Below are 14,404 nucleotides of genomic sequence, written 5' to 3'. Positions count from 1 at the left end.
CCGCTCCGGGCGACGCGGCGACGGCCCGCGAGACCCAGGCCCCGGTGATCGAACTCACCCACAACTGGGACCCGGAGACCTATACGGGCGGGCGCAATTTCGGCCACCTCGCCTACGAGGTCGATGACATCTACGCCTTCTGCGCCAAGCTGCAGGCGGCCGGCATCACCATCAACCGCCCCCCGCGCGATGGCAACATGGCCTTCGTGAAGTCGCCCGACGGGATCTCCATCGAGCTGCTGCAGAAGGGCGAGGCCAAGCCGCCGCAGGAGCCGTGGGCGTCCATGGAGAACACCGGCTCCTGGTAGCCTGCCGCTGCATCGGGCCGGATCGCGCATCCGGCCCGATGCCTTTTTTGAGGTTGTGTCGAGCCCGACCGAACCACGCCCTCAGCCGGCGCCGATCTCGGGGGCCGGCGTGATGCCGAGTTGGGCGAGCTTGGCCGATACGGCCTCGATGGGCCGTTTGAGCCTCAGGCTGATCACCGAGACCGGTAGCCGCTCGCGGGCCAGCGTTCGCAATTCCTGAACCTTCTCGAGAGTCCAGGCCGTCTCATCCGTCGCCATGGTCACCTCCGGTCGGGACGGCAGCTCACACGCACCCTCCCAACCCGAAAATCTAGGCCCGGCGCCCGAGCGCGCAATCGCTTGCCGAAAATCCCGTCATGGCGCGGGCGGAGGCAATCGCCGGCTTGACCTCGCGACGATCCGCGGCGCACATCCCCCCCGGATCAGTCGGCCGGGCGGCCGCTCCGGGCCTCAGGCCCGGGGAGGAAAGTCCGGGCTCCATGGAGAGACGGTGCCGGATAACGTCCGGCGGGGGCGACCCCAGGGACAGTGCCACAGAGAGCAGACCGCCATGGATCGGCGTGAGCCGATCCATGGTAAGGGTGAAAGGGTGCGGTAAGAGCGCACCGCGGACGCGGCAACGCGGACGGCACGGCAAACCCCACCGGGAGCAAGACCGAATAGGGGCGACACGACGGGCGTTTCGGCCCGTCAGGCTTCTCTCCAGGCCCGTCGCCCGGGTTGGTTGCTCGAGGCGCATCGGCAACGATCGTCCCAGAGGAATGGCCGCCACGTCAGGAGGACCCTTAACGGTCATCCAGGCCCTACAGAACCCGGCTTAAAGGCCGACTGATCCAGTTCTTCCGATCTGCGGGGGTTCGCCCCGGGCCGATTCGGCCCGCGATGAGCGTGCCTTCGCGTCGAAAAACTTACCCTCGGTTAACCTTGCTGAGGTCTGATCGAACCGGGCCCATCGCGTGCGGGCCCGTTCGTTGACGGCGCTCAGAGGCCCATGGTACCCCGATTCATCCCGTCAACGGCGATTTTCGGATCGACGGACGCAGCCCGAGACCGTCGGGGCGGCGTTCGTGCGAGCGGTTGCGCTCGGCGCCGCGCCGACGATGCCCCGTCTCTCCGTTCCGCCTCACGGCGGCCCCGACACCTGGAAGGGACGCATGCGCGGATCCATCCCCGTCGCGTCTTCGACGCTCCGCTTGTCCTCCCACAGCTCCCTCCCTGCCGGAGCGGGGCGATGAAGCGCGTGCGCGAGGCCCGGCCCCCGAGCGACGGGGCGCCGCACGTTCCAGTCCTGCTCGCCGAGGTGCTCACCGCCCTCGATCTGCCGGGCCGCACGCTGGCGGTGGATGGCACCTTCGGGGCCGGCGGCTACACCCGCGCGATGCTGAGCGTCGATCCGTCCGTTCACGTGCTGGCCATCGACCGCGATCCCGGCGCCATCGCCGATGGGGCGCCCCTCGTGGCGGCCGCGCAGGGCCGGCTCACCCTCGTTCCGGGGCGTTTCGGTACCCTCGATGCCTGCGTGCGGAACGCCGGCCATCCCCAGGCCGATGCCGTCGTCCTCGATATCGGCGTCTCGTCCATGCAGATCGATCAGGCGGAGCGCGGCTTCTCGTTCCGCCACGACGGCCCCCTCGACATGCGGATGGAGCGCGCCGGGCGCAGCGCCGCCGACCTCGTCAACGAGGCGGAGGAAGGTGAACTCGCCGACATCATCTACCATTACGGTGAGGAGCGCCGCTCGCGGGCCGTGGCCCGCGCCATCGTGGAAGCGCGCCGCAAGGGCCGTATCGAAACCACGGCGGCGCTCGCCGAGGTCGTGTCCAGCGTGGTCTGGGCCGATCCGGCGAGCGGCATCCATCCGGCGACCCGGACCTTCCAGGGCCTGCGCATCGCCGTGAACGACGAACTCGGTGAACTCGTCCAGGCGCTGCACGCGGCCGAGCGCATCCTGCGCCCCGGCGGGCGGCTCGCCGTCGTCACCTTCCATTCCCTGGAAGACCGCATCGTCAAACAGTTCTTTTCGGCCCGCAGCGGCCGGGCCGCGCAGGGCTCGCGCCATCTGCCGAGCCTCGAGACGCCCGCGCCCCGCAGCTTCACCGCCGTGACCAAGGGGCCGGTGCTGCCGACCGACTCCGAGACCTTCGCCAACCCGCGCGCCCGCTCGGCCAAGCTGCGCGCCGTGGAACGCACGGACGCGCCCGCGCCCGCGCCCCTGGCCGTCATCGAAACCCTCGCGGCCTTGCCGGAGCGGACAGGCAGGAGCGCGCGCCGGTGATCCGTCTGCTGAACGTCCTCGCGGTCCTCGGCCTCATCGGCTCGGCGATCTACGCCTACTCCATCAAGTACGACACGCTGTACCAGGCCGGTCAGGTCTCGAAGGCGCGCACCCAGCTCCATCGCGAGCGCCAGGCCATCGCGGTCCTGCGCGCCGAGTGGCAGCTCCTCACGCGGCCCGACCGCCTCCAGAAGGCGGTGGAGCGCCATCTCGCCCTCGAGCCCATCGGCACGGCCCATCTCGGGCGCCTGTCCGACCTTCCCGATCGCCCGGATCGCGGCGACGAGATCGGCCGCCTGCTCGCCGCGACGGCGACCCCGAAGGAGAAGCCCGGCGTGAACGAGCCGCGCACGACGGGCTCGATCACGACGCGCACCACCACGACCCGCACGACCACCACCAAGACCCCGACCACGGCTTCGAGGTAGCACCCGTGTCGCAAGACGTACTTCCGGACCCCGCGCTGAACGAAGCCGAGGTGATGGACGCGCCCGCCGTCGAATCCCCGATGCCGGAAGCCCCGCCCGCGCCCCGCGCCAACCGCGCCGTTGCCCTGATCCGGGCGATGTTCCACCTCGCGATCGAGCGGAGCTACGCCCGCGTCGGGCTCGTCGGCCTCGGCTTCGCCGCCGTGTTCGCGACCATTGGCGTGCGCCTCGTCTACCTCGCGGCGTTTCCCGAAACGGACAATTCCGACAAGCGCGTCGCGGCGGCCGCCACCACGGCGATCCGGCCCGACATCGTCGACCGCAACGGCGAGATCCTGGCCACGGACATCCGCACCGTCTCGGTCTTCGCCGAGCCGCGCAACATCGCCGACAAGGACGAGGCGGTGGAACTCCTCACCGCCGTCCTGCCGGGGCTCAACGCCAACGAACTGCGCACCAAGCTCTCGGCACGCCTCGGATCGACGGGCAAGGAGAAGGGGTTCGTCTGGGTCAAGCGCGAGATCACTCCGAAGCAGCAGGCGGAGGTCCACCGTCTCGGCATTCCCGGCATCGGCTTCCTGCCTGACCACAAGCGCGTCTATCCCAACGGGGTCGCGGCCGCTCACATCCTCGGCATCACCAACCTCGACAATGTCGGCATCGCGGGCATCGAGAAGTACATCGACCGGCAGGGCAACAAGGCGCTCAACGAGTTCGGCCTCGTGGCCAAGCAGACCGACCTCCAGCCGGTGCAGCTCTCCATCGACCTGCGGGCACAGTTCGCGCTCCGCGACGAACTCGCCTGGGGCATCGAGCACTTCAGTGCCAAGGCCGCCGCCGGCATGATCCTCGACGTGAACACCGGCGAGGTGATCGCCCTGGCCTCCCTGCCGGATTTCGACCCCAACGACCCGGCCGATGCCCTCTCGCCCGATCGCATCAACCGCATGAACGTCGGCGTCTACGAGATGGGCTCGACCTTCAAGGCGATGACGCTGGCCATGGCGCTCGATTCCGGCAAGTACAACGTCAACTCGACGTTCGACACCCGGGGCGGCGTGCTGAACTGGGGCCGCCAGAAGATCCATGAATATCACGGCACCAACCGCGTCATTACGATGCCGGAGGTGTTCACCCACTCCTCGAACATCGGCTCGGCCAAGATGGCGCTAGGCATCGGCGTGCCCGGCCACAAGGCATTCCTGAAGAAGATGGGCCTCACCGACCGGATGCGGACGGAACTGCCCGAGAGCGCCGAGCCCATCGTTCCGCCGCGGTGGACCGAGATCAACACCATCACCATCGCGTTCGGGCACGGCCTCGCCGTGGCGCCGATCCAGGCGGCGGCGGCAGTGGGCGCCATCACCAATGGCGGGAACCTGATGGTGCCGACCTTCCTCAAGACCACCGAGGCCGAGGCCCTGTCGAAAGCGACGCGCGTGCTGAAGCCCGAGACGAGCGAAGCCATGCGCTTCATCATGCGCCTCAACGCCGTGGAGGGCTCGGCCAAGAAGGCCTCGATCCCGCTCTACTACGTCGGCGGCAAGACCGGCACCGCCGAAAAGGTGATCCACGGGCGTTACGTGAAGAACCGACTGTTCACGACCTTCATGGCCGCAGCCCCCATGAACAAGCCGAAATACCTCTTCGTCACCATCATGGACGAGCCCCAGGCCGTGGCGGCGGAATCCGGCTCCTACGCCACCGCCGCCTGGAACTCGGGCGTGGTGACGGGCCGCGTCATCGAGCGCGTCGCCCCGATCCTCGGCCTGCCGCCACAATTCGAGCCGCCCGCGAAGCCCTTCCCCCTCATGGTGAAGCTCGGCGCCTATCACGCGACCCAGGTGGACGGACGATGAGCACCGCGACCCTCGGCGGCCTGTTCCCGGAGGCCGCGGACGATGCCACCCCGGTCACCGGCCTGACGGCCGATTCGCGAAACGTCGTGCCCGGCTCGGTGTTCGTGGCGGTGCCCGGCACCGTTGCGAACGGGCGCCGCTTCGCGGCCGGTGCCGTCGCGGCCGGCGCCGTCGCCGTGGTGGGGGAGGGGCCCCGGCCGGAGGGCACCGCGTCGGTGCCCTACATCGCGGTCGAGGACGTGCGCCGCAGCCTCGCCCTCGCGGCGAGCCGGTTCTCTGGGCGCCAGCCGGCCCACATCGTGGCCGTCACCGGCACCAGCGGCAAGAGTTCCGTCACCGATTTCGTCCGCCAGATCCTGTCCCGCCTCGGATGCGAGGCGGCGAGCCTCGGAACAGTGGGGATCGTCACCAATCGCGGGGCCAGCTACGGCTCGCTCACGACACCGGACCCCGTCACCCTGCACGCGACCCTGGCGCGGCTGGCCGACGACGGCATCGAGGCGCTTGCCATGGAGGCGTCCTCCCACGGCATCGAGCAGCGTCGCCTCGACGGTGTCGCGCTTTCCGCCGTCGGATTCACCAATCTCGGGCGCGACCACCTCGACTATCACAACACCCTCGACGATTACCTCGCGGCCAAGCTGCGCCTGTTCACCTGCTTGGCCCAGCCCGGCATTCCGGCGGTGATCAACGCCGACGGCGCCTTCGCCAAGGTGGTGGCCGCCGCCGCCCTCGCGCGTGGCCTCTCCTTGCGCACCACGGGGACCGGCGGCGAGACCGTGCGCCTCCTGTCGGCGCGAACGGACGGATTCTGCCAGCACCTCCATCTCATCGCCCCCGGTGCCGGGGGACCGACGGAGTACACGGTCCGCCTGCCCCTGGTGGGTGGGTTCCAGGTCGAGAATGCCCTCCTGGCCGCCGGCCTCGCTCTCGCGAATCCCGCCGGGGAGGCCGATCCGGCCGGCGTCGTCGCGGCGCTGGAATACCTCACCGGCGTGCCCGGGCGCATGGAGCGCATCGGCGAAACGAATGGCGCCCTCTGCCTCGTTGATTACGCCCATAAGCCAGAGGCCCTCGAAGGGGTTCTGGCGGCCCTGCGGCCGTTCGTGACGGGGCGCCTCGTCTGCGTGTTCGGCTGTGGTGGCGACCGCGACCGGGGCAAGCGCCCACTCATGGGCGCCATCGCGGCGCGGGCCGCTGACTGGACCATCGTCACCGACGACAACCCGCGCTCGGAAGACCCGGCGGCGATCCGCGCCGAGATCCTGGTGGCGGCGCCGGACGCCACCGAGATCGGCGACCGCGCCGAGGCGATCCGCACGGCGGTGCGGGGCTTGTCGCCTGGCGATGTCCTCGTGGTGGCCGGCAAGGGCCATGAAACCGGCCAGATCGTGGGCACAACCGTCCTGCCTTTCTCGGATCACGCCGTGCTCCGGGCGGCGATCGCGGAGCGCTCGGCATGAGCCTGACCCTATGATCCAAACTGCCTCCGACGCGCCCCTCTGGACGCCCGAGACCTTGGAAGCCGCCACCGGCGGCCGCCTGAACGGCGTTCCCAAGCCGATCTCCGGCGCGTCCATCGATACCCGCAGCCTGCAGCCCGGCGACCTGTTCTTCGCCATTCGCGGCGAGGCGCGTGACGGGCACGATTTCGTGCGCGATGCCCTCGCGCGCGGCGCCGGAGCCGCCGTGGTCGCTTCCGAACGCGCGGCGGAGTTCGCGGGGGCGGGGGCCGTCCTCGCCGTGTCCGGTCCGGACGACGATCCCGTCCTCGAAGCCATGCGGGCGCTCGGCCGCGCCGCCCGCGCCCGCTCCCGGGCCGGCATCGTCGCAGTGACGGGCTCCGTCGGCAAGACCGGAACGAAGGAAGCTCTGCGGCACGTCCTGTCGGCGCAGGGACCGACCCATGCCTCCATCGCCTCCTACAACAACCATTGGGGCGTGCCCCTCACCCTGGCGCGGATGCCGGCGGACGCTGCCTACGGCGTGTTCGAGATCGGCATGAATCACCCCCGTGAGATCGTGCCGCTCACCGCCATGGTCCGGCCGGACATCGCCCTCGTGACCACCGTCGAGCCGGTGCATATCGAGCATTTCGCATCCCTTTCGGCCATCGCCGACGCCAAGGGCGAGATCTTCTCGGGGTTGCGCCACGGCGGCACCGCGATCCTCAACCGCGACAACCCGAGTTTTTCGCGGCTCCTCGCCCATGCCCAGGCCTCGAAGGCCGGGCGGGTCGTCACCTTCGGCGAGCATCCGGAGGCCGACGTCCGCGCCCAGCGCATCGTCCTGCGGCCCGATCTCTCCGTGGTCGATGCCGTGGTGATGGGGATTCCGGTGACCTACCAGCTCGGAACGCCGGGCCGGCACACGGCGATGAACTCGCTGGGCGTCATGGCCGTGATCCACGCCCTTGGGGCGGATCTCGCCCTCGCGGCCCTGTCGCTCGCCGCCCTGCGCCCCCCCGTGGGGCGCGGCGAGCGCACGGCCCTGCGGATCGGGGATGGCGAGGCTTTCCTCGTCGACGAGAGCTACAACGCCAACCCGGCCTCCATCCGGGCGGCGCTCGCCACCCTCTCGACCATCGAGACCGGTTCGCGGGGGCGCCGCATCGCCGTCCTCGGCGACATGCTGGAGCTCGGGACCTCGGGCGAGGATCACCACCGCGACCTCGCTGCCGCCGTCGAGGCGGCCGGGATCGACCTCGTGTTCACCGCCGGCCCCCTGATGCGCCACCTGTTCGAGGCGCTGCCCATGAGCCGGCGCGGCACCTGTGCGGCCGCGTCCAGTGAACTCGTGGATCCGGTGCTCGCCACCCTGCGGCCCGGCGACGCCGTGATGGTCAAGGGTTCGAACAGCATCCGCATGGGCCGGATTGTCGAAGCCCTCAAAGCCCGGTACGCGAACGCCGGGCAGGCCGGCCCGGTCCAGGCGCTCGCGCGCTAGAACGGCCGGCAAGGCCGGGAGGGCGGGACCCGTGGTCTCGTCCGGGCCCGGAATTCCTCGAAAACCGCAACCGGGTGCTGGATGCTGTATCTCCTGTCGGAACTGAGCGGCACGCTCTCGGCCCTCAACGTCTTCCGCTACATCACCTTCCGCACCGGCGGCGCGCTGTTCACGGCGGGCCTGTTCGTGTTCTGGTTCGGGCCGCTCATCATCTCGCTCCTGCGCCTGCGCCAGGGCAAGGGCCAGCCCATCCGCGAGGACGGGCCGCAATCGCATCTGCTGACGAAGCGCGGCACGCCGACCATGGGCGGCCTGATGATCCTCGCCGGGGCCATCGTGGCGATCCTGCTCTGGGCCAACCCGCGCAACCACTATGTTTGGGTGGTGCTGGCCGTGACCCTCGGGTTTGGCGCCATCGGCTTCTATGACGATTACCTCAAGGTGACGAAGCAGTCGCACAAGGGCTTCTCGGGCCGCTTCCGCCTCCTCCTCGAGGCCGGGATCGCGATCGCCGCCTGCACCGTCATGGCGGTCTACTCGCCGCCCGCCCTGCAGAACCACCTCGCCTTCCCGATCTTCAAGGACGCCCTGCTGAACCTCGGCTGGTTCTACGTGCTGTTCGCCGCCTTCGTCATCGTCGGCGCCGGCAACGCCGTGAACATGACCGACGGCCTCGACGGTCTCGCCATCGTACCGGTGATGATCGCCTGCGGCACCTTCGGCGTCATCGCCTACCTCGTGGGCAACGTCTTCACCGCCGGCTACCTTCAGGTGAACTACGTCCGTGACACCGGCGAACTCGCGGTGATCTGCGGCGCGGTGATCGGGGCGGGTCTCGGCTTCCTGTGGTTCAACGCGCCGCCCGCGCAGATCTTCATGGGCGACACTGGCTCCCTGGCCCTGGGCGGTCTGCTCGGCACCGTCGCGGTGGCCACCAAGCATGAGATCGTGCTCGCCATCGTGGGCGGTCTGTTCGTGCTGGAGATGATGTCGGTCATCATCCAAGTCGCCTCGTTCAAGCTCACGGGTAAGCGGGTGTTCCGCATGGCGCCGATTCACCACCATTTCGAGCAGAAAGGTTGGAAGGAGCCGCAGGTCGTGATCCGGTTCTGGATCATCGCCGTGATCCTGGCGCTGGCCGGCCTCGCCACCCTGAAGCTGCGCTGATGACCCCCGTCACGACCTTCACCGGCCGCTCGGTCGCCCTGTTCGGCCTCGGCGGCTCCGGCCTCGCCACGGCCCTCGCCCTGAAGGCCGGCGGCGCGCGGGTCCTGGCCTGCGACGACAATCCCGACAGCATGGCGCGGGCCACCGCGCAGGGGATCGCCACGGCCGATCTGCGCGACGCCGACTGGTCGGACTTCGCCGCCCTTGTCCTGGCCCCCGGGGTGCCGCTCACCCATCCGGTTCCGCACTGGACCGTGGAGCGCGCCCAAGCCGCCGGCGTCCCGATCATCGGCGACATCGAACTGTTCTGCCGCGAGCGCGCCCGGATCGCGCCGGGCGCGCCCTTCGTCGCCATCACGGGCACCAACGGCAAGTCCACCACCACGGCGCTCATCGCCCACCTCCTCGCGCAGGCGGGCCGCGACGTGCAGATGGGCGGCAACATCGGCACCGCGATCCTGTCCCTGGCGCCCCCCGCGCAGGACCGGGTCCACGTCATCGAGCTGTCGTCGTTCCAGATCGACCTGACGCCGTCGCTGGCGCCGAGCGTCGGCGTGCTCCTCAACGTCACCCCGGACCACCTCGACCGGCACGGGACCCTGGACCTCTACGCAGCCATCAAGGCCCGCCTCGTCGCGGGCTCGGACCTCGCCGTCGTCGGGATCGACGACGCGCCGAGCCGCGCCATCGCCGATGCGCTCACGGGGCCCGTCGTGCGCGTCCATGTTGGGGACGTGGCGCCGGAGGGCGGCCTTGCCGCGCACGACGGCGCGGTGTTCGGTTCGGACGGGGCGCGGCTTGCCGATCTCACGGGCATCGGCACCCTGCGCGGCGCCCACAATTGGCAGAACGCCGCCGTGGCCATCGCCGTGGTCCGCGCCCTCGGCCTCGGGCCGGAGGCCATCGCGGCGGGGCTGAGGAGCTTTCCCGGCCTGCCTCACCGGATGGAGGAGGTGGGACGACGCGGTCGCGTGCTGTTCGTCAACGATTCAAAGGCGACCAACGCCGACTCGACGGACAAGGCTCTGACCGCCTTCCACGACATCCACTGGATTCTCGGCGGCAAGGCGAAGGCCGGCGGCATCGAACCCCTGGCGCCGCTGTTCGACCGGGTCGCCCACGCCTACCTCATCGGGGCGGCGACGGACGCCTTCGCGGCCACCCTGGAGGGCCGGGTGCCCTACACGCGCTGCGGCACCCTCGACGTGGCAACCCGGGCGGCGGCCGAGGCCGCGTCCCGGTCGCCCGCACCCGAGCCCGTGGTCCTGCTCTCGCCGGCCTGCGCCTCCTACGACCAGTTCCGGAGCTTTGAGGATCGCGGCGATCAGTTCCGCGCCCTGGTGAAGGCGTCGGCCTGAGGGGAGGGCGGCCTTCGCGAAGTCTCAACCTCTTGGGTGTCTGATGCGCCTTTGAGGAACGGACTGTCCACCGGTCCGCCGGAGCAGACCGATGGCGTCCACGATCGCGCCCCTCCCGTCGCGCTGGCAGGCCGGGGCCTGGGCCAACATCCCGATCCTGTCGGTGATCCGGGGCTTCGCGACGCTGCTCCTCGTGGCGTTCGTGTTCTTCGCCTGCTTCGCCTTCTCCGACACCTCGCCCTACGACGTCGTGGCGATCCCGACGATCCTCCTCTGGCTCTGCCTGGGCCTGCGCCTGCATCGCGGTCTCGTGCCGTTCGTCGGGCTGCTCGTGCTCTATGTCGGGGCCATCGTCGTCGCCCTGCTGCCGTATCTCGACCAGCCGCTCTCCGTCGCCTGGACGGTGCAACTCGCCTACCTCGCCGTCACCGGCGTGTTCTTCGCCATGCTGTTTGCCGACGACACCCGCGCGCGCATGGAACTCGTCCTGAAGACCTATGTTGCGAGCTGCCTGCTCTCCAGCGCCTTCGGCATCGTGGGCTATTTCGGCTACATCCCGACGGAGGACCTGTTCTACAAGTACGGGCGCGCGTCGGGCACGTTCCAGGACCCCAACGTGTTCGGCTCGTTCCTGACCTTGGGCGCCCTCTACCTCATGCACGGGCTCCTCGTCGGCAGTGCCCGCCGGCCCCTCGTCTCCCTCGCGATGCTCCTCGTGATCGTGGCCGGCATCTTCCTGTCGTTCTCCCGGGGCTCCTGGGGCGGTTCCCTCGTCGCCGTCGGCCTGATGGTGTTCGCGATCTTCCGCTCCACCGGCTCGGTCGCCCTGCGTCGGCGGATCGTCGTGCTGACGACGGTGGCCGCCCTTGGCACGGGACTCGCCATCGTCGGCCTCCTGTCCATTGGCGACACGGCGGAGATGTTCTCCAAGCGCGCGTCGCTCGCGCAGGATTACGACGAGGGCGAGACCGGCCGCTTCGGCAACCAGATTCGTGGCCTCGGCATGCTCATCGAGGATCCCCTCGGGATGGGGCCCCTGCGCTGGCGCCTGAATTTCGGTCTCGAACCCCACAATTCTTACATCGGCAGCTTCGCCAACGGCGGATGGGTCGGCGGCGTGGTGTTCATCGGCCTCGTGCTGGCGACGGGGTTCGTCGGGTTCCGCCTGATGCGGCAGGACACGCCGTTCCGCCGCCACGCCCAGATCGCCTGGCCAGCCCTGTTCATGTTCTTCTTGCAGGCGTTCCAGATCGATATCGAGAAGTGGCGCCACGTCTACATGATGCTCGGGATGATCTGGGGTCTGGAGGCCGCACGCCTCGCCTGGCGCGCCCGTCCTTCCGAGATCGACACGGCGAGCACCCGGGTTTCCTGACCGGCCGGTCACGGCACGCCCGCTGCGCAGGGTTCGCCCCGGGCAGGAGCGGCCGCTGATCGCGATGTCTGCGAGGCACCGTAAAAGTCCTGTACCGGAGAACGTCCGGTTTCATCCCCCAGGCGGACGCTGCAGGCCCCCTCGAGCAAGCTCAATCACGCGAAATCTTCGTGCGATTGTGCAATGCACCAATATCCGTGGTGTGAAGTGCGATTGTCTATTTGCGCTTTACGGCGAAGTTTGGCACCTAAGGAGGGCAGTTCCGGGGAGGAATGCAATCACACCGTCGGGCGTCACGTCCCATGGCTCGATCAAGGTCGAAAAAACCCAGCCAAGCACGACGGTGGACGGATCATCTCGAGATCACTCAAGGACGGTACGAATGACCGCATTGCTGCTGATCGTCCTGGGCGGGCTCTGCGCCGTCGCCTACGGCATCGTCACCATCAACGACGTCCTCCGGCGCGATGCCGGCACCCAGCGCATGCAGGAGATCGCGGGCGCCATCGCCGAGGGGGCCCAGGCGTATCTCCGCCGCCAATACGCCACCATCGCGGTCGTAGGCCTCGTGTTGTTCGTGGCTCTCGCCTTCTTCCTCGGCCTCAAGGTCGCCATCGGCTTCCTCATCGGCGCGGTTCTCTCCGGCGCGGCCGGGTTCATCGGCATGAACGTATCCGTGCGGGCCAACGTCCGCACCGCTCAGGCCGCCTCGACATCCCTGGGGGCCGGCCTCGACGTGGCGTTCAAGTCGGGTGCCGTCACCGGCATGTTCGTCGCCGGCCTCGCCCTCCTCGGCGTCGCGCTCTATTACGCCTACCTCACCCGCATCGCCGGCCTCGCCCCGGCGAGCCGCGACGTCATCGACGCCCTCGTGGCCCTGGGCTTCGGCGCCTCGCTCATCTCGATCTTCGCGCGCCTCGGCGGCGGCATCTTCACCAAAGGCGCCGATGTCGGCGGCGACCTCGTCGGCAAGGTCGAGGCCGGGATTCCGGAGGACGACCCGCGCAACCCCGCCACCATCGCGGACAACGTCGGCGACAATGTCGGCGATTGTGCCGGCATGGCCGCCGACCTGTTCGAGACCTACGCGGTGACCGTGGTCGCCACCATGGTGCTGGCGGCGATCTTCTTCTCCGGCCAGACGGACATCGCCGGCCGCAACGTCCTCGAGGCGATGCTGCTCTATCCCCTGGCCATCGGCTCGGCCTGCATCCTCACCTCCATCGCGGGCACCTACGCGGTCAGGCTCGGGGCTAACCAGTCGATCATGGGCGCCCTCTACAAGGGGCTGATCACTGCCGGCGTGCTCTCCGTCGGCGCGATCGCCCTCGTCAACGTCGCCCTGTTCGGCGGTTTCTCGACGACGTTCACCACCAATGCCGGGGTGAGCTTCACGTCGGGTGGTCTCCTCGGCTGCGCCGTCATCGGCCTCGTCATCACGGCGCTCATCGTGGTGATCACCGAGTACTACACCGGCACCAACTTCCGTCCGGTCAAATCCATCGCCGACGCCTCGGTGACGGGCCACGGCACCAACGTGATCCAGGGCCTGGCGGTCTCCCTGGAATCGACGGCGCTGCCGGCCCTCGTCATCGTGGCGGGCATCATCGCCACTTATTCCCTGGCGGGCCTGTTCGGCATCGCCATCGCGGTCACCGCCATGCTGGCATTGGCCGGTTTCATCGTGGCGCTCGACGCCTTCGGCCCGGTCACCGACAATGCCGGCGGCATCGCCGAGATGGCGGGCCTGCCGCCCGAGGTCCGCAAGTCCACGGACGCCCTCGACGCTGTCGGCAACACCACCAAGGCGGTGACGAAGGGCTACGCCATCGGTTCGGCGGGCCTCGGCGCCCTGGTGCTGTTCGCGGCCTATACGTCGGATCTGAACTACTTCATCGCGAATGCCAGCCCGACGCAGTACCGGTTCTTCCAGGGCGTCACCGTCGATTTCTCCCTGTCGAACCCCTTCGTGGTCGTCGGCCTGCTCATCGGCGGTCTCATCCCGTTCCTGTTCGGCGGCATGGCGATGACGGCGGTGGGGCGTGCGGCCGGCGCCGTCGTCGAGGAGGTCCGGCGCCAGTTCCGCGAGAAGCCCGGCATCATGGCCGGCACCGACCGGCCGGATTACGGCCGGGCCGTCGACATGCTCACCCGCGCGGCGATCAAGGAGATGATCCTGCCCTCGCTTCTGCCGGTCCTGTCGCCCGTGGTGCTGTTCTTCGTGATCCAGGCCATCGCGGGCAAAAGCCAGGCCTTCGCCACCGTCGGCGCGTCACTCCTCGGCGTCATCCTCACCGGTCTCTACGTCGCGATCTCGATGACTTCGGGCGGCGGCGCCTGGGACAATGCCAAGAAGTACATCGAGGACGGGCATCACGGCGGCAAGGGCTCGGAGGCACACAAGGCGGCCGTGACCGGCGACACCGTGGGCGACCCCTACAAGGACACGGCCGGCCCCGCCGTTAACCCCGCGATCAAGATCACCAACATCATCGCCCTGCTGCTTCTGGCCGTGCTGGCGCATTCCTGACCGGCCACCGGTCCGTCGACCGGGACCCACTCGGCGGACCGCATCGCGGCCGCCCACATCATCGAACAGGGGCCGTGCGAAATTTCGCCGGCCCCTAATCGTTGCGTCTCGTTCCTCGCGGATGAGACGCGGTTCTTTGCAGGCGCCGTGGGGCCATC

At 69.3% G+C, this 14,404-nt stretch carries 11 protein-coding genes and 1 other RNA gene; 11 read left to right on the top strand and 1 reads right to left on the bottom strand.

All coding sequences use genetic code 11. From position 1 onward, the window contains the following. Positions 1 to 308, top strand: a 308-nt coding sequence (locus tag MFF01_RS13950; RefSeq protein ID WP_238226308.1) for a VOC family protein, incomplete at its 5' end; no start/stop codon positions are given. 81 nt (positions 309 to 389) lie between these two features. Here MFF01_RS13950 and MFF01_RS13945 read toward each other — a convergent pair. Then, the gene (locus tag MFF01_RS13945; protein WP_238226306.1) at positions 390 to 566 is read right to left on the bottom strand and encodes a hypothetical protein; all 177 of its coding nucleotides are present in this window, start codon (positions 564 to 566) and stop codon (positions 390 to 392) included. Positions 567 to 730: 164 nt separating this feature from the next. On the opposite strand from MFF01_RS13945, the gene rnpB reads away from it, so the two are divergent. The 10 genes from rnpB to MFF01_RS13895 all read left to right on the top strand — a co-directional run bounded on the left by rnpB (position 731) and on the right by MFF01_RS13895 (position 14,246). Further along, an RNA gene (rnpB, locus tag MFF01_RS13940) (RNase P RNA component class A) lies at positions 731 to 1,144 on the top strand. Positions 1,145 to 1,539: 395 nt separating this feature from the next. Further along, complete coding sequence (gene rsmH / locus MFF01_RS13935) at positions 1,540 to 2,583, top strand: 16S rRNA (cytosine(1402)-N(4))-methyltransferase RsmH (protein WP_238226304.1); 1,044 nt, start codon at positions 1,540 to 1,542, stop codon at positions 2,581 to 2,583. Next, complete coding sequence (gene ftsL / locus MFF01_RS13930) at positions 2,580 to 3,011, top strand: cell division protein FtsL (RefSeq protein ID WP_238226302.1); 432 nt, start codon at positions 2,580 to 2,582, stop codon at positions 3,009 to 3,011. Before rsmH ends, ftsL begins: the two co-directional genes overlap by 4 nt. 80 nt (positions 3,012 to 3,091) lie before the next feature. Continuing rightward, positions 3,092 to 4,870: a peptidoglycan D,D-transpeptidase FtsI family protein gene (locus tag MFF01_RS13925; RefSeq protein ID WP_238226313.1), complete on the top strand. Its 1,779-nt coding sequence runs from the start codon at positions 3,092 to 3,094 to the stop codon at positions 4,868 to 4,870. Beyond that, positions 4,867 to 6,333 carry a UDP-N-acetylmuramoyl-L-alanyl-D-glutamate--2,6-diaminopimelate ligase gene (locus MFF01_RS13920; RefSeq protein ID WP_238226300.1) on the top strand — a complete coding sequence of 489 codons (1,467 nt, stop codon included), beginning with the start codon at positions 4,867 to 4,869 and terminating at the stop codon, positions 6,331 to 6,333. Before MFF01_RS13925 ends, MFF01_RS13920 begins: the two co-directional genes overlap by 4 nt. Before the next feature lie 10 nt (positions 6,334 to 6,343). Then, a complete protein-coding gene (locus MFF01_RS13915) occupies positions 6,344 to 7,816 on the top strand; it encodes a UDP-N-acetylmuramoylalanyl-D-glutamyl-2,6-diaminopimelate--D-alanyl-D-alanine ligase (protein ID WP_238226299.1) in 1,473 nt (490 codons plus the stop codon). Positions 7,817 to 7,897: 81 nt separating this feature from the next. Beyond that, on the top strand, positions 7,898 to 8,983 hold the full coding sequence (mraY, locus tag MFF01_RS13910) for a phospho-N-acetylmuramoyl-pentapeptide-transferase (protein WP_238226297.1): 1,086 nt from the start codon (positions 7,898 to 7,900) through the stop codon (positions 8,981 to 8,983). Beyond that, on the top strand, positions 8,983 to 10,341 hold the full coding sequence (murD, locus tag MFF01_RS13905; RefSeq protein ID WP_238226295.1) for a UDP-N-acetylmuramoyl-L-alanine--D-glutamate ligase: 1,359 nt from the start codon (positions 8,983 to 8,985) through the stop codon (positions 10,339 to 10,341). The genes mraY and murD overlap by 1 nt, the downstream gene beginning before the upstream one ends. Before the next feature lie 91 nt (positions 10,342 to 10,432). Beyond that, positions 10,433 to 11,716 (top strand): O-antigen ligase family protein, encoded by a 1,284-nt coding sequence (locus MFF01_RS13900; protein WP_238226293.1) that lies wholly within the window; start codon positions 10,433 to 10,435, stop codon positions 11,714 to 11,716. Positions 11,717 to 12,098: 382 nt separating this feature from the next. Then, positions 12,099 to 14,246 carry a sodium-translocating pyrophosphatase gene (locus MFF01_RS13895; RefSeq protein WP_238226291.1) on the top strand — a complete coding sequence of 716 codons (2,148 nt, stop codon included), beginning with the start codon at positions 12,099 to 12,101 and terminating at the stop codon, positions 14,244 to 14,246. Positions 14,247 to 14,404: the final 158 nt, after the last annotated feature.

The sequence above is a fragment of the Methylobacterium adhaesivum genome (assembly GCF_022179065.1).
In the GTDB taxonomy this organism is placed as follows: domain Bacteria; phylum Pseudomonadota; class Alphaproteobacteria; order Rhizobiales; family Beijerinckiaceae; genus Methylobacterium; species Methylobacterium adhaesivum.
Note: the sequence above shows the minus strand (reverse complement) of the source record. Positions and strands in the feature narration are given on the sequence as shown.